The following is a 19,164-nucleotide window of genomic DNA, read 5'->3' on the forward strand; positions in this document are numbered from 1 at the left end:
GGCAAACATACCCTGAGCGGCGGGGTTTTGTGAAGCAACAGATGATTAACCTTGTGGCTATACGCATTTAATGCTTATTTTATAGGGCCTAAGCTTTGGGCTTCTGGCCATCTTCACTGTTGCAATGGTTAACACATGACAAAAGAACAATTCTACGCGGAATTAAAACGTGACCTGAGCGCGTTGCTCGGCGGGGAAACCAACTTTATCGCGGCGCTGTCCAACGCCAGCGCGCTGATCAACGAGCGTCTGGATGACGTGAACTGGGTCGGTTTCTATCTGATGGAGGGCGACCAGTTGGTGCTGGGGCCGTTCCAGGGCAAGATCGCCTGTGTGCGCATTCCGGTGGGTAAGGGCGTGTGCGGCACGGCGGTGGCGGAAAATCGCGTGCAGCGCGTCGGCGACGTGCATGCGTTTCCGGGCCATATCGCCTGCGATGCGGCCAGCAACGCGGAAATCGTGCTGCCGCTGGCGGTTGGCGGCCGGGCGATCGGCGTTTTGGATATCGACAGCACGGTTTATCAACGCTTCGACGAACAGGACGAAGCGGGCCTGAAAGCAGTGGTGGCGGGGCTTTGTGAGCAACTGGAACAGTGCGACAGTGCGAAATATGTGACTGTGGCGGCAAGTTGATCGACGGTTAACGTGGCAATTACCGATGGCGTCATTATAATGACGCCTGTTCATGCCTGTGGCTTGTTGGCAATACCGTTGTAATCAGGAAATTTCATGGAAAATCAACCTAAGTTGAACTCTAGTAAAGAAGTCATTGCTTTTCTTGCCGAGCGTTTTCCGCTCTGCTTTAGCGCCGAAGGCGAAGCTCGTCCGCTGAAAATCGGTATTTTTCAGGATTTGGTAGAGCGCGTGCAGGGGGAAGAGAATCTCAGCAAAACGCAATTGCGTTCTGCCCTGCGCCTATACACCTCAAGCTGGCGTTACCTGTACGGCGTCAAGGTTGGCGCTCAGCGCGTCGATCTGGACGGCAATCCGTGCGGTGAACTGGAGCAGCAGCATGTCGATCATGCTCGCCAGCAGCTTGAAGAAGCCAAAGCGCGCGTTCAGGCACAGCGTGCCGAACAAAACGCCAAAAAACGTGAAGCCGCCGGCGAATCCGCCGATGCCGCTCCGCGCCGTCCGCGTCCAGCCGGTAAAAAGCCCGCTGCACGTCGCGAAGGCGGAGCCGCGCCGGAAACCCGCAAGCCGCGCCCACAAACTCGCCCGCAGCCCGCTCGCCAACCTCGTGCAGCAAAAGAGGAAAGCCAGCCGCGTTATGCGCCAGTCACGGATATCTCTACACTGCAAATTGGCCAGGAAATCAAAGTCAGAGCAGGCAAGAGCGCGATGGATGCTACCGTACTCGAAATCGCTAAAGATGGCGTACGTGTGCAGCTCTCTTCCGGTCTGGCGATGATTGTGCGCGCAGAACACTTGCAGTTCTGATACGGAGGCCAACCAAGGCATGAACAAATTCGTCAGATTAACAGCGATTGCAGGGCTGCTGTGGGCGGGTGTCAGTTACGGTGCGGAAACAGCCAACATCCGCATCGGCCAATTGCCCCAACTGCAACAGGAACCTCAGCACGCTACGGTGAGTGAGCGCGTTACCTCGCGCTTCACTCGCTCTCATTACCGCCAGTTCGCGCTCGATGCGGAGTTTTCAGGCAAGATCTTCGATCGCTACCTGAACATGCTGGACTACAACCATAACGTGTTGCTGGCCTCCGACGTGGCGCAGTTCGCCGGCAAACGCAATCAGGTTGGCGAAGAGCTGAAAACCGGCAAGCTGGATACCTTCTACGCGCTGTTCAATCTGGCGCAGAAACGCCGTTTCGAGCGTTACACCTATGCGTTGTCGCTGCTGGAAAAGCCGATGAACTTTACCGGCAACGGCACTATCGATCTCGACCGCAGCAAAGCGCCGTGGCCGAAAGACAAGGCCGAGTTGGATAGCCTGTGGGATGCGAAAGTCACCTATGACGAGCTGAACCTCAAGCTGACCGGCAAGACCGACAAAGAAATCCGCGACACGCTGACCAAGCGCTATCAGTTCGCCATCAAGCGCCTGACGCAAAGCAACAGCGAAGACGTTTTCCAGCTGGCGATGAATGCCTTTGCGCATGAAATCGATCCGCACACCAACTACCTGTCGCCGCGCAACACCGAGCAGTTCAACACCGAGATGAGCCTGTCGCTGGAAGGCATCGGCGCGGTGCTGCAGATGGATGACGATTACACCCTGATCAACTCGATGGTGCCGGGCGGTCCGGCGGCGAAGAGCAAGGCGATCACCGTGGGCGATCGCATCGTCGGTGTCGGCCAAGCCGGCAAACCGATGGTGGACGTGATCGGCTGGCGTCTGGACGACGTGGTGTCGCTGATCAAAGGGCCGAAGGGCAGCAAAGTGCGCCTGGAGATCCTGCCGGCTGGCAAGGGCACCAAAACCCGCGTGGTCACCTTGACCCGCGAGCGCATCCGCCTGGAAGACCGCGCGGTGAAAATGACCATCAAGACCGTCGGCAAAGAGAAGGTGGCGGTGTTCGACATCCCTGGCTTCTACGTCGGCCTGACCGATGACGTGAAAGTGCAGCTGCAGAAGATGGCCAAGCAGAACGTCAAGAGCGTGATCATCGATCTGCGCACTAACGGCGGCGGCGCGCTGACCGAGGCGGTCTCGCTGTCCGGCCTGTTCATTCCAAGCGGCCCGGTGGTGCAGGTGCGCGACAACAACGGCAAAGTGCGTGAAGACGCCGACACCGACGGTGTGACCTACTACAAAGGCCCGCTGGTGGTGCTGGTCGATCGCTTCAGCGCCTCCGCCTCCGAGATCTTCGCGGCGGCGATGCAGGATTACGGCCGCGCGCTGATCGTCGGCGAGCCGACCTTCGGTAAAGGCACCGTGCAGCAGTACCGTTCGCTGAACCGCATCTACGATCAGATGCTGCGCCCTGAGTGGCCGGCGCTGGGGTCGGTGCAGTACACCATTCAGAAGTTCTACCGCGTCAACGGCGGCAGCACCCAGCGCAAAGGGGTGACCCCGGACATTCTGATGCCGACCGGCGTCGATCCGGCGGAAACCGGCGAAGCGTTTGAAGACAACGCCATGCCGTGGGACAGCATCAATGCGGCGACCTACAGCAAGACCGGCGATCTGACGCCGTTCGAGCCGGAGCTGCTGAAAGATCACCAGCAGCGCATCGCGCAGAATCCGGAGTTCCAGTACATCGCGCAGGATATCGCGCATTACAAGGCGCTGAAGGATAAACGCAACATCGTGTCCCTCAATCTGGCGGTGCGCGAGAAAGAGAACCACGATGACGATGCGACCCGTCTGAAACGCATCAACGAGCGTCTGGAGCGCGCCGGCAAGAAGCCGCTGAAATCGCTCGACGATCTGCCGAAGGATTACCAGGAACCGGATCCGTACCTGGATGAAACCGTGCATATCGCGCTGGACCTGGCTCATTTGGAGAAGGATCAGCCCGCTCAGCAGCCGGCGCCGGCCAAATAAGGCGGCGGTTGGCAGAATGAAAAACGCACCCTCGGGTGCGTTTTTTTATGGCTGCGGTATGCGCGGCTCAGACGGTTTTCTTGCGGTGGCGCAGCCCGAGCCGGATGCAGGAAACCACCACCAGCAGACAGCCGACCAGCGACAGCAGCAGCGGGACTTCGTGCCAGAACAGCCAGCCCCAGGCGATATTGAACACGATGCCGATATAGCGCACCACCGAGACCACGATCAGGTTATCGGAAGAGAAGGCCTGGGTTAAGACGACCTGTCCCAGCAACGACACCAGCGCTATGGCGAGCAGAATGGCAAACTGGTATGCGTTGGGCCAGACGAATGACTGCCACATCAGCGGCAGCGAGATCAGCGTTGCGATGAACAGGAAGTAGAACACGATCTCGTAGTTGTGGTGGCGTTTGCTGAGTTTGTTGACCGACAGATAGGCGATCGAGGCGAACACCGCGCTCATCACGCCGACCAGCGACGCCAGGGTATAGGCCGAGAAGTGCCACGGCCGCACCAGCAGCACCGCGCCGATGATGACCATCGCCAGCCAAAACGCGGTATTGGCGTTGACCCGCTCACGCAGCACCAGCAAGGAGAGCAAAATGGAGAAAAACGGCGACAGGTAGGCCAGCATGCTGGCATCGGCCAGCGTGAGGTGGGCGATGCTGTAAAAATAACAGATCAGATACAGCCCGCCCATGGTGCCGCGCAATACCAGCAGCGGCCGGTCTTCACGGCTGAAGGCGACGCGGTGGCGATACATCAGCAGCAGAACCAGCAGGCAGCCGATGCTGCTGCGAAAGAACACGATCTCTCCGGTGGGAATGACGTCGGCGATGGTTTTGACCAGCGCGTTCATGACGCTGAAAATCAGCGAGGCGAAAATGGCCAGCAGCGCACCCTGATTCATGCTTGCCTCCGCCACTGCCGGTAGGTGATATCCGCCTGCTCGCGGCAGGTATCGTCCAGCAATGAACGATGACAATGCTCGGCGCCGATCCGGGTGACGAAGCTGTGCAGCGCCTGCTGAAAGCGCGCCAACAGGCGCTGGGCGGCGGGCATCTCGACGCCCAGCCGCTGCGCCAGCAAGACCAGAACGCGCAGTTTGCGCACGTCCTCTTGCGGCACGCGCGGCAGTCGCCATAACCCCTGCGCATCCTGGAAGACGCGGGCGACCCTGACGGCGGAAAAATCATAGTAGCGGCCCTGCGCGTCCGGTTCGGAATAGGGATCGACCAGCAGCGCGGTATAGCGCGCAAACAGCGCGTAGCGTTGCTCCGCCGGCGCGAGCTGCGGGAATTGGTCAATCCAGCGGCGGCTTACCATACGAGGCGGCACCGGGTAATTGTCGTCATTCAAAAAGCGCAGCAGGTTGATGGCTTCGACGCCGAGCCGGTTGAGCAACTGCCGGTAATCCTGCGAGAGCGCCAGCATGTCGGCGATCGTCTCGGGGCAGATAGGGCCTTCGGGGTAGGTCTTATACAGGTACTGTATCGGCGCCTGCGGCTGAAAGATCGCCTGTAGCGTGGTATCGGCCAGCGCCAGCGGGGGATGAACATAGTTGGTGATGCTGAAGCGTTCGGCGGCCAGCAGGCTGTCGCAGCGCTGGGCATCGATGCCGTGACGCGCCAGCACCGCGCAAAGCCAATCGAGTTCGGCGCGGTCTGACGATGGGCTTTGGCCGGCCAGATAAATCCGCTGCTTGAATGCCTTGGTGTAAGCGCGGTAAGGCTGCGCGGCATCCTGGTATTTGGTATCGGCGTAGTAGCTCGACAGGCTGATGATCCCGACGTGGGATTGCCCGGCGTCCTGCAGCAGGCTTTGCACCATCAGGCCGGAACCGATGGAAGGAGAGAGCAGGATCAGTGAGCGCAGCTGGGGCAACGCCGCCCATGGCACCTGCCGCAGCACGTCATGATATTGATCGGCGGGGACGGCAAGGATCAGTCGGTGCCAGTCACCGCCGACCAGTGACAGGTCATCGCAATAGCTGTCGATCGTCACTTGCGTATCGCCTTGGGTGCGCTGCGCCTTACCGGCGCCCGTCAGAGACAGGCTGGGCGCGTGAGCCAAATGATGCCGCAGGCGTTGTCCTTTCTCGCTGGGGCGGTTGTACAGGCCGATGCGCGCATTGGCCGCGGCCTTGATATCCGCCGCCAATTGGATAGCCGCCGGGCCGGCGCCCAGAATCAGGGTGGAAAAGGCATTATTCATGGCGGAGAGGCTCCAGAATCAACAGATCGTACAGCGGGGTGGCGAGCGGTTTACCGCTGATGCGCCACGGCGAACCGGCGGCCTGGTGATGGTAAGGGCAGTTAAAGAGAGACTTGAGGCCGTTGCCATAGCGCACCAGCAATTTGCCGCGTTGCGGCAGCAAAGGCCGCAGCTCCCTCAGCAAGCCCTGCTTGTCGGCCACCAGAGAGGCGATGATGATGTGATCGACGTCATTGCGGGTCAGGCCGTGCAGCTTGTCGATGCAGGGCATCTGCCGCACCAGCCCCAGATGGCGCGTGAGGCGGCGGGCAAACCGCTGGGCCGCCGGATCGCAATCGTAGCAAATGACGGTGGCGGCAAGCCTGGCGACCAGCGCCAGCGCCGTGGTGGGCAAAGCGCCGCTGCCCACCAGCAACACCCGCTCGCCCGGTTGGATGCCGGCGGCGGCGATCTCCAACTGCAGGGCGCGATCGAAACTGTTCAGGTAGGCGTTGGTCTGCGCCGGTTGCCGACAGAGCGCCGAGACGCGATGCTTCTCGTAGTCGCACAATGCGGCATTGGCTGTCGCCCGCAGCTGGGCGATCTGCGCCGTTATCAAACGGTCGTTTTCCAGTTTTCGACGGTAGGCCTGCAGCTGTGGTTCGTCGTTAAAGGCTTGCAGGCGGCTGAAGCGGCGTTCCAGCAGGGAAAAATGACGCCGATCTTGCCGGGCGGAGCGGTGTAGCTGGTGAATTTCCTGTTGCAAACCGGCGAGTTGCGCCAGCATGTCCGCCTTGGTCAGGGTGTACATGGGGATTCTCCGTGTGCGTGTAACAGCTGTGTCGGCAGCAGATAGGGGTAGCCCTGCGGGCTGACGCCGTTTTCGATACCGACGCCAAATACGCGAGACATCATCGGGTGTCCCATCATCTGATGAGTCTCGCCGTGGCAAACGACGCGTCCGTGCTCGAGCAGCGTAAGTGAGTGGCAATAACGCAGCGCCAGCCCCAGATCGTGGATCACCAGCAGCGTGATGCAGCGATGGCGCCGGCCGTAGTCGGCGATCTGATTGAGCACGCGCAGCTGGTGATGGATATCCAGCGCGCTGGTGGGTTCGTCGAGTAAAATGAGCTGCGGTTGAGAGACGAACGCCTGAGCCAGCATCACCAACTGTCGCTGGCCGCCGCTGAGACGGTTGAAGGGGCGATCGGCGAGCGCGGAAATGCCGCATTCCGCCAGCGCCTGTTCGACCGCATCGGCCTGGGCGGCGCTGACGCGCCATCCCAACTGCCGTACCTTGCCCAACAGCACCATGTCAAAAGCGGTCAGTGCCGAATCGCAGCGATTAAGCTGCGGCACATAGGCGATGCGGCTGGTTTTCGGATCGAGAGGGCGCTCGCGGTAGGCAATCTCGCCGCTGTACGGCAACATGCGATTAATCGCTTTCAGCAGCGTGGACTTGCCGGCGCCGTTGGGGCCGATGATGCCGCCGAGTTTTGCCTCCGGCCAGCTCAGGGAGACGTCGGCCAATAGCGGGCGGCGATGCAGCGTGACGTCGACGCCAGTGAGGGTCAGTTGAGTCATGGGCGTTTAACCTGTCGGGTGACGAAGTAAAACAGCACCGGTACGCCGATCAGGGCGATGACGATGCCGATGGGCACCACGCCGTTCGGCATCACCAGCTTGGCGACGATCGACGCGCACAGCAGCAGCAGGCTGCCGCAGAGGGCGGAAATGCAGATCAGGTAACGCTGATCCTCCCCGACCAGAAAACGGGCGAAATGGGGGGCGATCAGCCCGACGAACCCGATGGTGCCGACAAAAGAGACCGAGGCGGCCGTCAGCAAAGTCGCCAGTAGAAAGGCCAGCTTGCGCAGCGCGCTGACGTTGATGCCCAGACCCTGTGCCTGCTCTTCGCCGGCGGACAGCGCCGTAAGGCGCCAGGCCTGCCGCAGGCTGACGATCAGCGCGCAGAGCAACACGGCGCCGGTGATCGCCACCCCGTGCATATTGGCTTTGAGCAGGCTGCCGAACAGCCAAAAGACGATTTGCTGCATGGCCTCCGGCGCGGCCAGAAACAGCAGCAGCGATTGCAGCGACTGAAAGAAAAACAGCACGACGATGCCGCTCAACACCAATATTTGCGGCGTCATGCCCCGGCGTTGTCCCAGCAGATAGATAGGCACGCAGGCGAGCAACGCCATCAGCGAAGCCAGCAGCGGCGTGCCCAGCGCCAGCGCGCCGCCCAGGCTGAAGCCGGTGATGATCGACAGCGCCGCGCCGAACCCCGCCGCAGCCGAGATCCCTAGCGTATAGGGGCTGGCGAGGGGGTTGGCCAGCACGGTCTGCATCAGCAGGCCGGCCAGCGCCAGACTGGCGCCGACCACCAGGGCGGTGAGCGTCATCGGCAAGCGAATCGACCAGAAAACCACCTGATGCAGCTCGTTGCCTGGCGCAGAACCGGGCCAGAGCATTCGCACGAGATCCGCGAGGCCAAGATGCGCGGCGCCGACGGTCAGATCGATGGCGGCTGCCGCCAACAGCGCGCCGAGCAGCGCCAGCGTCAATAGCCCGCGGCGCAGCCTGCGCCGTTGCAAAAAATCACGTCCTGTGCGGGCCACGACTACTCTCCTTGCCAGCGTTGCAAGAAGACGCCGTCTGCCTCAATCGGCAGATATTGGCGGTAGAACCGGGCCAGGTTGCGCGCGGGGTCTACGTCGGCAAATGCGGTGGGATAGAGGGCTTTCGCCAGATACTGGACAAAAATAAAGTCGTAAATCGTGCGCGCGCCGCCATGATAAAGCGCATAAAGCCGTTGGTTTTTTATCGCCGGCAGCTGCGGCCATCCCGCCCGCCGGGCATACTGCGTCAGGCGCGCCTGTATGGGGGCGGCCTGTGTGCCGTAGCCCATCGGCACGGCGTTCGGCATATTTTCCCAGTCGCCTCCGGCGAGAAAAATGACGTCGGGCCGTTTGGTCAGGACATAGTCGGCGCGCAACGGAGAGGGGCTGCCGACGACGCCGGCGGCGATATTGTCGGCGCCGGCCAACTGCAGCAGCGGCCCCCAGATCGAGGCGCCATAGCTGCTGCTGTATTCGCCGGGGCCCTTGTCTCCCAGTTCAATATAGGTGATCGGCGGCGGCAGCTGCGCCTGGCGGATGCGCCGCCGGGTATCTTCGAGGCTCTGGCGATATTCGTCGGCCAGCCGTTCCGCTCGCTCGGCGTGGCCCATTGCCTGGCCCATCAACCGAATGCTGGCGAGCTTGACCTCGACGCCCTGGTTGAAGTCGACGACGATGTAAGGAATGTTGAGCCGTTGCAGCACCGGCAGGTAGTTGGCGAAGCCGTCGAGCTGCCACTTCGCCAGGATCAGCAGGTCCGGCCGCGTGGTCAGCAGGCGTTCAAAATCGAAGCTCTGGTTATAGAGCGAACCGACATCGACCAATTGAGCGAGCCGCGGCAGCGCGGCCTGATAGCGCGCCCATTGGCTGGTGCGCAAGGCCCAGTCGCTTTTGGAGAAGGCGACGACCTGTTGATAGCTCTCCGGGCCGTTCACTGCCAGAAAATCTTCGTAGTAAAAGCCGATATAGGCGCGCTGTGCGGGGGCGGTCAGGGTGACGCGACGTCCTTCAACGTCGGTGAGGTGAATTTCAGCTTGTGCGAGGTGGCAGAAAAGCAGCCACGTCGCCAGCATCCAGGCGATACGCGATAACATGATTGACATCCCTTTACGATCAATTGTGATGTTATAATGTAACAATTAATCGTAAGATTCAAACTTTCGTCGTCGATGAATCGGCTGCAGGCACGTCGGATCGCACCCAGCGGATATTGGCCCAGAAAGGGTATGGATAAAATCGCCCGCCGCGATCCTGCGCGGGCGAAGAATTTTTTGTGAGAAATCCCTCCGCCTTGCGCAGCAATCGTTTACAATTTGCCAAATCCCGGTCGCGCGCCGTTTTTGTAAAGTTTCGTATTTTTAGTAGGTTAATGACGCGCGACTCTTGAAACTGTGACGAATGCCCATACGATCTAGGGTATCTTGGACAGCGTTTTGTTAACATTTATGAGGAAGTAAACATTTTATGATGCGTATAGCTCTGTTCCTGCTCACCAACCTGGCGGTGATGTTGGTTTTCGGGCTGGTGCTCAGCCTGACAGGAATCCAATCCAGTAGCGTTCAGGGCCTGATGATCATGGCCGGTCTGTTCGGCTTCGGCGGCGCTTTCGTGTCGTTGCTGATGTCCAAGTGGATGGCGCTGCGCTCCGTCGGCGGAGAAGTGATTGAACAGCCGCGTAACGAAACCGAAAACTGGCTGCTGGAAACGGTGCGCCGTCAGTCGCAGCAGGCGGGCATCGCCATGCCGCAGGTTGCTATCTATCATGCGCCGGACATCAACGCCTTCGCCACCGGTGCGCGCCGCGACGCCTCGCTGGTCGCCGTCAGCACCGGCTTGTTGCAGAGCATGAGCCGTGACGAAGCGGAAGCGGTCATCGCGCACGAAATCAGCCACGTCGCCAACGGCGATATGGTGACCATGACCCTGATTCAGGGTATCGTGAACACCTTCGTCATCTTCATTTCGCGCCTGATCGCGCAGGTCGCCGCCGGCTTCCTGGGCAACCGCGACGGTGATGGCGAAGGGGAAGGCAACGGCAACCCGATGATTTACTTCGCGGTGTCGATGGTGCTGGAACTGGTGTTCGGCATCCTGGCGAGCATCATCACCATGTGGTTCTCGCGTCACCGCGAGTTCTACGCCGACGCCGGCTCCGCCAAACTGGTGGGCCGCGAGAAGATGATCGCCGCCTTGCAGCGTCTGAAAACCAGCTACGAACCGCAGGAAGCGGGCAGCATGATGGCGTTCTGCATCAACGGCAAATCCAAGTCGTTCAGCGAACTGTTCATGTCGCACCCGCCGCTCGACAAGCGCATCGAAGCGCTGCGTACCGGCCAGTACCTGAAGTAATCGGCTGAATATCATGAAAAACCCCGGCTTGCCGGGGTTTTTTTATGTCCGCTATTTCATCTCGCGGCTGGGCTGCACCGTCTGCGTCGTCGACTGGGTGATGCGCAGGCTGCTGACCGCCGCTGCCAGGGTGGCGAACACCCCGGCCAGGATCAGCGAAGCGTGGGTGCCGGAGGCAGGGAACAGGTTGAACATCAGCGCCACCAGCGCGGCCCCCGAGGTTTGTCCCAGCAGGCGAGCGGTGCCCAGCATGCCGCTGGCGCCGCCGCTGCGGTTGCGCGGCGCGGCGGAAATGATGGTGTGGTTGTTGGGCGACTGGAACAGGCCGAAACCGGCGCCACACAGCACCATGCGCCAGATGATGTCCACATTCGACGGCGCCGCGGGCAGCAGCGCCAGCGAGAACAGCCCGAGCGCGAACACCGCCAGCCCGATACAGCCCAGCAGGCCGGCGTGCACGCGCTCCACCAGCCGGCCGGCGATCGGCGCCATCACCACGATCGCCAGCGGCCAGGGCGTCAGCAGCAGCCCGGTCGCCACCTCATCGCGGCCCAATGCGCTTTGCAGGAAGAACGGCAGCGACACCATCGCCAGCATCTGTGCGGCGAACGAGCAGATTGAGGTGCCCATCGACAGGGCGAAGATCGGAATGCGCAGCAGGTCGACCGGCAGCAGAGGAAATTCCTGACGCAGCTGGCGGCGAACAAACACCGCGCCAATCGCCAGCAGCGCGGCGATCTCGCTGAAGATCAGCGTCAGGCTCTGCCCCTGGGCGAAGCCGCTGATGGCGGTGATCAGCAGGCCAAAGGTCAGCGCATTCAGCACGGCGCTGGTGGGATCGAAACGGCGGTTATCGTTTTTCTGGCCGTTGGCCGGCAGGAACTTCATCCCCAGCAGCAGCGCGACGATGCCGATCGGCAGGTTGATGGCGAACAGCCATTGCCAGGACGCGACCGACAGGATAGCGGCCGCCACCGTCGGCCCGGCCGCCGAGGAGCAGGCGACGATCAGCGAGTTGATGCCCATGCCGCGGCCGAGAAAGCGTTGCGGGTAGATGATGCGGATCAGCGCCGTGTTGACGCTCATGATGGCGGCGGCGCCAAAGCCTTGCAGCACGCGGGCGATAGTCAGGGTGAGCAGCGAGTCGGACAGGGCGCAGAACAGCGAGGTGATGCTGAACACCAGCAATCCGGCCTGATAGATGCGACGATAGCCGACCAGATCGCCGAGCGACGCCAGCGACAGCAAAGACACGGTGATCGCCAGCTGATAGGCGTTGACCACCCAAATGGAGCTGGCCGGGCTGGCGTTGAGATCGCGCGCGATGGTGGGCAGCGCCACGTTGGCTATCGCGCCGTCGAGCACCGATACGGTAATGCCGAGGGCGATGGCGAGGATCGCCCCATAGCGTTGCGGGACGGGGAGGCCGTCGGAACAAGAACGCATGTTGGTCTCAGCAGTGTTTATTCAGGGGAGTATTATCATGCTAATCATAATCGCCTGCGATTGCATGCCCGTTGTCCGCTTAATTGTAAATAGCGGTGAGCGGGCCGGCGGTTATCCATTTGGCTTCAATCGCTTAGCGCCTATGTGCGTTGCGCGTCGCGATCTGTTCCGATTATACTGAAACCCTTGTTTAAATTTCCTGAAACAAAACCGTTAAGTAGGGTATTCACCATGGCTAACGCAGATTCAGACAAGCAACCGGATGCCGTCTCATCCGTGATGAAAGTGTTCGGCATTTTGCAGGCGCTCGGCGATGAGCGCGAGATCGGCATTACCGAGCTGTCCCAGCGGGTGATGATGTCTAAAAGCACCGTCTACCGTTTTCTGCAGACCATGAAAGCGCTGGGCTACGTTTCGCAGGAAGGCGAGACGGAAAAATATGCGCTGACGCTCAAGCTGTTCGAGCTGGGCGCCAAATCGTTACAGAACGTCGATCTGATCCGCAGCGCGGATGTAGAGATGCGCGAACTGTCGAACCGTACCCGCGAAACCATCCACCTCGGCGCCCTGGACGAGGACGGCATCGTCTATATCCACAAGATCGACGCGATGTACAACCTGCGCATGTATTCGCGCATCGGCCGCCGCAACCCGCTGCACAGCACCGCCATCGGGAAAGTGCTGCTGGCCTGGCGCGGGCGGGATGAGGTGTCGCAGATTTTGTCGCAGATTGACTTTACCCGCAGCACCGAGCATACCCTGACCAGCGCCGCCGAACTGTTGCCGGTGCTGGATCGGGTGCGTGCTCAGGGATACGGCGAAGACGCCGAGGAACAAGAGGCGGGGATCCGCTGCATCGCGGTGCCGGTTTTCGACCGGTTCGGGGTGGCGATCGCCGGGCTGAGCATCTCTTTCCCGACGCTGCGCTTTTCCGACGCGGCGCGGGAGGAGTATGTGGCGTTGCTGCACGTCGCCGCCCGGCGCATATCCGAACAGCAGGGCTATCACGACTACCCGTTTTGACCCTTCGCCAATAAACAACAAGGCGCTGCGACGGCAGCGCCTTGTTGCTATTTCACGCCCGGCGTCAGCCGCTGCGAAATTCGCTCCAGCACCAACATCAGCAATAGCGTGGCGGCCACCAGGATCATGGTCAGCGTCGCGCCGTTGGCGATGCTGCCGCGATCGGTCAGGCTGAAGATAGTGACCGGTAGCGTCGCCCAGCTTGGCGGGTAGATCATCATGGTCGCGCCCAGTTCCCCCATCGACAGCGACAGGCTGAGAGCGAAGGCGGAGATCATGTAGGGGGCGATCATCGGCAGGGTGACGTGGCGCAGGCGGAACAGCGGCGACGCGCCCAGGCTGGCAGCGACGTTCTCGTAGTCGCCAGGTAGCCGGGTTAGCCCGGCCATCACGTTGCCGAAGGTAAAGGCGGAAATCAATACGAAGTGGGCGGCGGGCACGATCAGGAAGGTGCCGTTCATCTGCAGCGGCCCCTGGCTGAACGCCACCAGCATCCCCAGACCGATGGAGACCGAAGGCACCGCGCTGGGAATGAAAAACAGCGTGCCCAGCAGCCGCTGGCCGCGCCCCTGATGGTGGCGCAGCGCCAGCGCCGCCCAGGTGCCGCACAGCAGCGCGAACAGGCTGGCGCTGAAGCCGATAGCCAGACTGGCGACCAGCGCGTCCCAGGAGGCGCCGCTGAAGGCCTGGCGAAAGTGGTTGAGGGTGAAGCCGCTCGGCAGCACGCCGTTCCACTGTTCACTGAGGCTGGACATCAGGATCACCACCAGCGGCAGGCAGAAGAACAGGGCGAACAGCGTGACCGTCAGCGTGCAGGTCAGGGTGCGGCCGGTGCGAGACCAAATCAACATCGTCAGTTCCTCAGCCCGGCGCGTGCCGCGGCATAGCGGTAAAGGGAGAACAGCCCGAGCGACAGCGCGATATTCACCACGGCGATGGTGCAGGCGACGGCGTAATCCGCCTCCAGAATCGCTTTGGAGTAGACCATCATCGGCAGCGTGGTGACGCCCTTGGCGCCGATAAACAGCACGATGCCGAACTCATTGGTGGTCAACAACAGACACAGGCTGCCGCCGGCCAGCAAGGCCGGCAGTGCGGCCGGTAAAATCACCTGGCGCACCACGCGCCCCGGCCGGGCGCCGAGGATGCTGGCGGCCTCAAGCTGGCTGCGGTCGATCTGCGACAGCGCCGCCATCAGCGGACGCATCACCAGCGGCGTAAACACGGTGATTTCCGCCAGGATCACTCCCCAGATGGAGTAAAGAAAGTCGACCGGCGGCAGGGTGAAGCCGAAGGTCGCCATCAGCGTGCCGTTCAGCAGGCCGGCGGAGCCGTAGATAAAGGTGAAGGCCAGCGTGATCAGAAAGGTCGGCATGGCGATAAAGGTATCGATCACTCGGGCGATCAGCCGGCTGCCGGGGAACGGCGTGAATACCAGCAGCAGCGACAGCAGCGTGCCGAGCACCAGGCAGCCCAGCGTCGCCAGCAGCGCGATCTGCAGCGTGTTGAGCAGGGCACCGACAAAACGGCGGGATTCGAACACCTGTTGCAGCGCGGCGGCGCTGAACAACCCCTGGTCGTCGGTAAACGCCTGTTTGACGATCAGCGCCAGCGGGTAGAAAAACAGCGTCGCCAGCACCAGCAGCGGTAACAGGATCCACAGGCGGCGCGGCAAACGCAGCCGCAGGGACGGGCGAGTAAGCGTAGAGTCGGTCATGTCAGTCCTCGATCAGTACCGCATCGTCGGGGGCGAAATAGAGCGGCACGCGCTCGCCGATCTGCGGCATCTGGCTGCGATGAGTGGTAGCCACGCGCAGCGGATGGCCTTCCGCGTCGAACTGCAGGTGCGTCAACTCTCCCTGCCAATGAATATCGCGCAGCGTGCCGATGATGCAGTTGCTGCGCTGGGCATCGGCATCGAGCGCAATGTGCTGTGGCCGGATGCACAGCAGCTTGTCGAAGCCGCGTTGTGCGCCATAAGTGAAACAGCCGATCACTTTGCCGGCGCAGCTGACGGTGGTCATGCCTTGCTGCGCGGTAGTCTCCAGGGCGGTAGCCGGCAGCAGGTTGGCGCGGCCGAGGAACTCGGCGGCGAAGCGGTTCGTCGGAAGATGGTACAGCGCGCGGGTTTCGCCGTGGGCGATCAGATGGCCGTCGCGCATGATGCCGATCTTGTCCGCCAGCGTCAGCGCTTCGCCCTGATCGTGGGTGACGTACAGAATGGTCAGGTCAGGCAGCTCGCGGTGCAGGCGGGCTATCTCTTCCACCATGCTGTGGCGGATTTGCGCGTCCAGCGCCGACAGCGGCTCATCCAGCAGCAGCACCTTGGGGCGCACCGCAATGGCGCGGGCGATCGCCACCCGCTGCTGTTGGCCGCCGGAGAGCTGGCTGGGATAACGCTTGGCATAGGCGGACATGCCGACGATGGCCAACGCCTCTTCGACGCGCTCGGCGATAAGGCCGCGCGGCTTGCCCTGCGCGCGCAGGCCGAACGCCACATTGTCCTCGACGCGCATATGCGGAAACAGCGCGTAGTTCTGCACCACCATGCCCAGACCGCGCTCATAGGGCGGCACGTCGGTGACATCGACGTCGCCGATGGCGATGCGCCCGGCGGAGGGCTGCACGAAGCCGGCAATCGCCCGCAGCACGGTGGTCTTACCCGAGCCGGAGGGGCCGATCAGCGCCAGCACTTCGCCGGGAGCGATGGTGAGCGTCAGGGGTTTCAGCACCTCGGTGCCGCGATACGACACGCTGACGCGATCGAGCTGGATGCCCGACGGCCCGGCGATATCCTGGCTGTTATCCCGCGCCTCGGCGCGAGATGAGAGAAGAGAAGGCATGGCCAGAGTCATTCGGTCACCTTGTGCCAGCGAGAAATGTCGGCGGACAGGCTGCTCACCACCTGATTCCAGTCCGGCGCCCAGATGTCCACGCCTTGCAAAGCGGCCTGCGACTGCCTGAAGTTATCGTCGGTCGGCGTGACGTCCTTACGCACCGGCATGCCGTAGGAAATGGCGCTGACGCTGCTCTGCGCTTCCTTGCTCAGCAGGAAGTCGATCAGCTTTTTGCCGTTGGCGCTTTGCGGCGCGCCCTGCACCAGACCGACGTAGTAAGGCAGCACCAGCGTGCTGCGCTTGCCGTCCGGCCCGGCCGGCCAGAACACCTTGACGTTCGGATTGCTGCGCATCTGCGCCAGATTCATCTGCAGATCGCCGTTGGCCACCAGCAGCTCTCCCTTATTGACCAGCGCGGTCAGCTTGCCGGTGGAGGCGGAAGGGCCGACGTTGTTGCTTTGCAGCTTGCCGAGATAGTCGAAACCGGCGTCTTTGCTACCGAAGCTGTGAAATGCCTGCAGCATCACCGCGGTGCCGTCACCCGCCTGTCCCGGCGTGGAATACTGCAGCTTGTTGCGGAACTGCGCGTCCAGCAGCTGCTGGTAGCTGGCGGGCGCCTGCGGCAGCAGTTTGGCGTTATAGATGAAACTGAGGTAGTTGTTCACCAGCGGCATGAACTGCGGCTGCGCATCGGCGATCTGCGCCGCCGCCTGCGGGGTAAAGTCCTGCAGCAGTTTTTCCGCGGCGGCGCGCTGGATGAACGGCGGCAGTGTCACCAGCACGTCGGCCTGCGGGTTGCTGCGTTCTTTCGATAGCCGTTCCACGATGGCGCCCGAGCCGCCTTCAACATACTGCACCTTGATGCCGGTCGCCTGGGTGAAGGCGTCGAACTGGGTTTGATACCAGCTGTGGTCGCCGTCGTGCAAACCGTCGGCAGAGTAGACGGTCACCACCGCATCGGCGGCCCAGGCCGGTGCGGAACCGAGTGCGATGGCGGTCATGACGACCAGACGAGAAAGTTTCATAGCTTCAGCCTCACTGTGGCAAGTTAATGCAAAACTGGTATACACCAGATATGCGGCCAAGCTAATCGGCGAATATGACAAACAAATGAAAGCGGCAAAATATATTTGCCTTAAAAGGGTGATCGAGCGTGGGTGAGGAAGGCGGGGCGGCGGACGCCGGCCCCGTGATAGTCGAGGTTAGAGCGTATCGACTTCGATGCGCAGACTGTCGTGGCGCCAGTATTCAATATCGAAATCGAGGATGCGGCCGTGCTGATCGTAATTCAGTCGACGCAGCAACAAGGCGGGCAGACCGACCATGGCGCCGAGCGCATTGGCGGCGCGGTAAGGCAGGGCCGTCGGGTAGAACGACAGGTGCATGTTACTGTAAATCAACGAGTAATGCTGCTGATAGACCTCGGTCAGGCTGCCGTTGAGATCGTGGCTGAGCAGTTCCGGCACCCGCTGCGGCAGGCAGTGATTTTCGCAATAGCAGATGGCGCGGCCGTCGGCGTAGCGCACGCGGCGCAGCAGATACACCTGATCGAACGGTTCGAGCGCCAGCGGCTGCATGACGTCGAGCGGCACCGTGGTTTTTTCGCCGGACAGCAGCGCGGTGCGCGGCGTGCGCCCCTGCTCCTGACACAGGCGGTGGAAGTTGGTGTTTTGCGTCGGGTCCAGCCACAGTCGCTCCGGCGTGACGAACCAGCCGCGGCGATCGGCACGATAGATGGCGCCGGTGGCTTCCAGCTGCGCCAGGCTTTCGCGGATGGTGACGCGGGTGGTGGAGAAGATGGCACACAGCTCGCGCTCCGAAGGCAGCTTGTCGCCGGCCTGCAGCGCGCCGCGGGTGATGCGCGCCTGAAGCTGATCCTTGATCTGCAGGTAGTGGGGCATATCGCCCTGATGTTCTTTCATTTCATCTCGCTATGGCATCGGCCCGACATTCCGGCACGCGCTTATTATACATAGCCAGATGAATTTTTTGTTTCACCGCGCTTTGTCGTTTGACCGGGGCAGGAATTTGCCGCCACAATGAATGCAATCTGGTATAGACCAAATAGGTGAATAACATGTCCGACCGTAACTACCTGCTGTTGACCCCCGGCCCGTTGACCACCTCGAAAACGGTGAAAGAGGCGATGCTGTTCGACAGCTGCACCTGGGATGAAGATTACAACCTCGGCGTGGTGCAAAGCATCCGCCAACGGCTGGTGGCGCTGGCGACGCCGTCCGCCGGCTACACCTCGGTGCTGCTGCAGGGCAGCGGCAGCTTTGCGGTAGAGGGCGTGCTGGGCACGGTCATCGGCCCGCAGGACAAGCTGCTGATCGTCAACAACGGCGCCTACGGGGCGCGGATGATCGAAATGGCGCGGCTGATGGATATCGACCACCACGCCTTTGACTGCGGCGAGGTGAATGAACCGGACGTGGCGGCGATGGAAGCGGTGCTGAAAAGCGATGCGCGTATCAGCCATATCGCCATGGTGCACTGTGAAACCACCACCGGCATGCTCAACCCGCTGCAGAAGGTGGCCGGCCTGGCGGCGCGCAACGGCAAGACCTTTATCGTCGACGCCATGAGCAGCTTCGGCGGCATCCCGTTGGATGTGGACGCGCTGGGCATCGATTTTCTGATCAGTTCCGCCAACAAATGCATTCAGGGCGTGCCAGGCTTCGCTTTCGTCATCGCCCGCCGCAGCGAACTGGAAAAATGCGCCGGGCGTTCGCGCTCGCTGTCGCTCGATCTGTACGCCCAGTGGCGCTGTATGGAAGACCAGGCCGGCAAATGGCGCTTTACGTCGCCGACCCATACCGTGCTGGCCTTCGCGCAGGCGCTGAAAGAGTTGGAGCAGGAGGGCGGCATTGCCGCGCGCCACCGTCGCTATCAGACCAATCAGCGGCGGCTGGTGGCGGGCATGCGCGAACTGGGCTTTGAAACCCTGCTCGATGAGGCGTTGCATTCGCCGATCATCACCGCGTTCTATTCGCCAAAGGCCGACACTTATCGCTTCGCCGAGTTTTATCAGCGCCTGAAGCAACAAGGCTTCGTGATTTATCCCGGTAAAGTGTCGCAGAGCGACTGCTTCCGCATCGGCAACATCGGGGAGATCTACCCGCAAGATATCGAACGTTTGCTGGCGGCAGTCAGGCAGGCGATGTACTGGAATCAATAAGGA

At 61.6% G+C, this 19,164-nt stretch carries 18 protein-coding genes; 6 read left to right on the plus strand and 12 right to left on the minus strand.

All coding sequences use genetic code 11. The annotated features are described in order from the left end of the window. Positions 1–135 precede the first annotated feature (135 nt). The 3 genes from ATE40_RS07130 to prc all read left to right on the plus strand — a co-directional run bounded on the left by ATE40_RS07130 (position 136) and on the right by prc (position 3,508). Complete coding sequence (locus ATE40_RS07130) at positions 136–633, plus strand: GAF domain-containing protein (protein WP_019454877.1); 498 nt, start codon at positions 136–138, stop codon at positions 631–633. Between the two features lie 96 nt (positions 634–729). Beyond that, positions 730–1,440, plus strand: a complete 711-nt coding sequence (proQ, locus tag ATE40_RS07135; protein WP_019454878.1) for an RNA chaperone ProQ — start codon at positions 730–732, stop codon at positions 1,438–1,440. 19 nt (positions 1,441–1,459) lie between these two features. Next, positions 1,460–3,508 carry a carboxy terminal-processing peptidase gene (gene prc, locus ATE40_RS07140; protein WP_063919293.1) on the plus strand — a complete coding sequence of 683 codons (2,049 nt, stop codon included), beginning with the start codon at positions 1,460–1,462 and terminating at the stop codon, positions 3,506–3,508. Positions 3,509–3,575: 67 nt separating this feature from the next. Here the strand turns inward: prc and ATE40_RS07145 are convergent, their stop codons facing one another. The 6 genes from ATE40_RS07145 to ATE40_RS07170 are packed head-to-tail and all read right to left on the minus strand — an operon-like array spanning position 3,576 to position 9,419. Next, positions 3,576–4,421, minus strand: coding sequence for a DMT family transporter (locus ATE40_RS07145; protein WP_019454880.1), 846 nt, complete (start codon positions 4,419–4,421; stop codon positions 3,576–3,578). Then, on the minus strand, positions 4,418–5,725 hold the full coding sequence (locus ATE40_RS07150) for an opine metallophore biosynthesis dehydrogenase (RefSeq protein ID WP_063919294.1): 1,308 nt from the start codon (positions 5,723–5,725) through the stop codon (positions 4,418–4,420). Before ATE40_RS07150 ends, ATE40_RS07145 begins: the two co-directional genes overlap by 4 nt. Then, a complete protein-coding gene (locus ATE40_RS07155) occupies positions 5,718–6,515 on the minus strand; it encodes a nicotianamine synthase family protein (protein WP_063919295.1) in 798 nt (265 codons plus the stop codon). The genes ATE40_RS07150 and ATE40_RS07155 overlap by 8 nt, the downstream gene beginning before the upstream one ends. Further along, on the minus strand, positions 6,503–7,288 hold the full coding sequence (locus tag ATE40_RS07160; RefSeq protein ID WP_063919296.1) for an ABC transporter ATP-binding protein: 786 nt from the start codon (positions 7,286–7,288) through the stop codon (positions 6,503–6,505). The genes ATE40_RS07155 and ATE40_RS07160 overlap by 13 nt, the downstream gene beginning before the upstream one ends. Beyond that, positions 7,285–8,325: a FecCD family ABC transporter permease gene (locus tag ATE40_RS07165; protein WP_063919297.1), complete on the minus strand. Its 1,041-nt coding sequence runs from the start codon at positions 8,323–8,325 to the stop codon at positions 7,285–7,287. The genes ATE40_RS07160 and ATE40_RS07165 overlap by 4 nt, the downstream gene beginning before the upstream one ends. 2 nt (positions 8,326–8,327) lie before the next feature. Then, positions 8,328–9,419, minus strand: coding sequence for an ABC transporter substrate-binding protein (locus ATE40_RS07170; protein WP_049239999.1), 1,092 nt, complete (start codon positions 9,417–9,419; stop codon positions 8,328–8,330). A 370-nt stretch (positions 9,420–9,789) separates the two neighbouring features. On the opposite strand from ATE40_RS07170, the gene htpX reads away from it, so the two are divergent. Next, positions 9,790–10,674, plus strand: coding sequence for a protease HtpX (gene htpX / locus ATE40_RS07175; RefSeq protein WP_004931482.1), 885 nt, complete (start codon positions 9,790–9,792; stop codon positions 10,672–10,674). Positions 10,675–10,725: 51 nt separating this feature from the next. Here htpX and ATE40_RS07180 read toward each other — a convergent pair whose 3' ends face one another. Beyond that, positions 10,726–12,120, minus strand: a complete 1,395-nt coding sequence (locus tag ATE40_RS07180) for an MFS transporter (RefSeq protein ID WP_063919298.1) — start codon at positions 12,118–12,120, stop codon at positions 10,726–10,728. 231 nt (positions 12,121–12,351) lie between these two features. Between ATE40_RS07180 and kdgR the strand changes: the two genes are divergently transcribed. Continuing rightward, entirely contained in the window at positions 12,352–13,143 is a 792-nt protein-coding gene (kdgR, locus tag ATE40_RS07185) for a DNA-binding transcriptional regulator KdgR (RefSeq protein WP_063919299.1), read from the plus strand. A gap of 47 nt (positions 13,144–13,190) precedes the next feature. On the opposite strand, the gene ATE40_RS07190 is transcribed toward kdgR, so the two are convergent. The 5 genes from ATE40_RS07190 to phnR all read right to left on the minus strand — a co-directional run bounded on the left by ATE40_RS07190 (position 13,191) and on the right by phnR (position 17,902). Further along, positions 13,191–13,994 (minus strand): ABC transporter permease, encoded by an 804-nt coding sequence (locus ATE40_RS07190; protein ID WP_063919300.1) that lies wholly within the window; start codon positions 13,992–13,994, stop codon positions 13,191–13,193. A 2-nt stretch (positions 13,995–13,996) separates the two neighbouring features. Continuing rightward, positions 13,997–14,860, minus strand: coding sequence for a 2-aminoethylphosphonate ABC transporter permease subunit (phnU, locus tag ATE40_RS07195; protein WP_025159927.1), 864 nt, complete (start codon positions 14,858–14,860; stop codon positions 13,997–13,999). A 1-nt stretch (position 14,861) separates the two neighbouring features. After that, positions 14,862–15,986: a 2-aminoethylphosphonate ABC transport system ATP-binding subunit PhnT gene (phnT, locus tag ATE40_RS07200; RefSeq protein WP_063919610.1), complete on the minus strand. Its 1,125-nt coding sequence runs from the start codon at positions 15,984–15,986 to the stop codon at positions 14,862–14,864. Positions 15,987–15,994: 8 nt separating this feature from the next. After that, complete coding sequence (locus tag ATE40_RS07205) at positions 15,995–17,005, minus strand: 2-aminoethylphosphonate ABC transporter substrate-binding protein (protein WP_063919301.1); 1,011 nt, start codon at positions 17,003–17,005, stop codon at positions 15,995–15,997. Positions 17,006–17,182: 177 nt separating this feature from the next. After that, positions 17,183–17,902 (minus strand): phosphonate utilization transcriptional regulator PhnR, encoded by a 720-nt coding sequence (phnR, locus tag ATE40_RS07210; RefSeq protein WP_019454892.1) that lies wholly within the window; start codon positions 17,900–17,902, stop codon positions 17,183–17,185. 155 nt (positions 17,903–18,057) lie between these two features. Here phnR and phnW point away from each other — a divergent pair, with 155 nt between their 5' ends. Continuing rightward, on the plus strand, positions 18,058–19,161 hold the full coding sequence (gene phnW, locus ATE40_RS07215) for a 2-aminoethylphosphonate--pyruvate transaminase (protein ID WP_063919302.1): 1,104 nt from the start codon (positions 18,058–18,060) through the stop codon (positions 19,159–19,161). Positions 19,162–19,164: the final 3 nt, after the last annotated feature.

The organism is Serratia surfactantfaciens (assembly GCF_001642805.2).
Taxonomy (GTDB): Bacteria; Pseudomonadota; Gammaproteobacteria; order Enterobacterales; family Enterobacteriaceae; genus Serratia; species Serratia surfactantfaciens.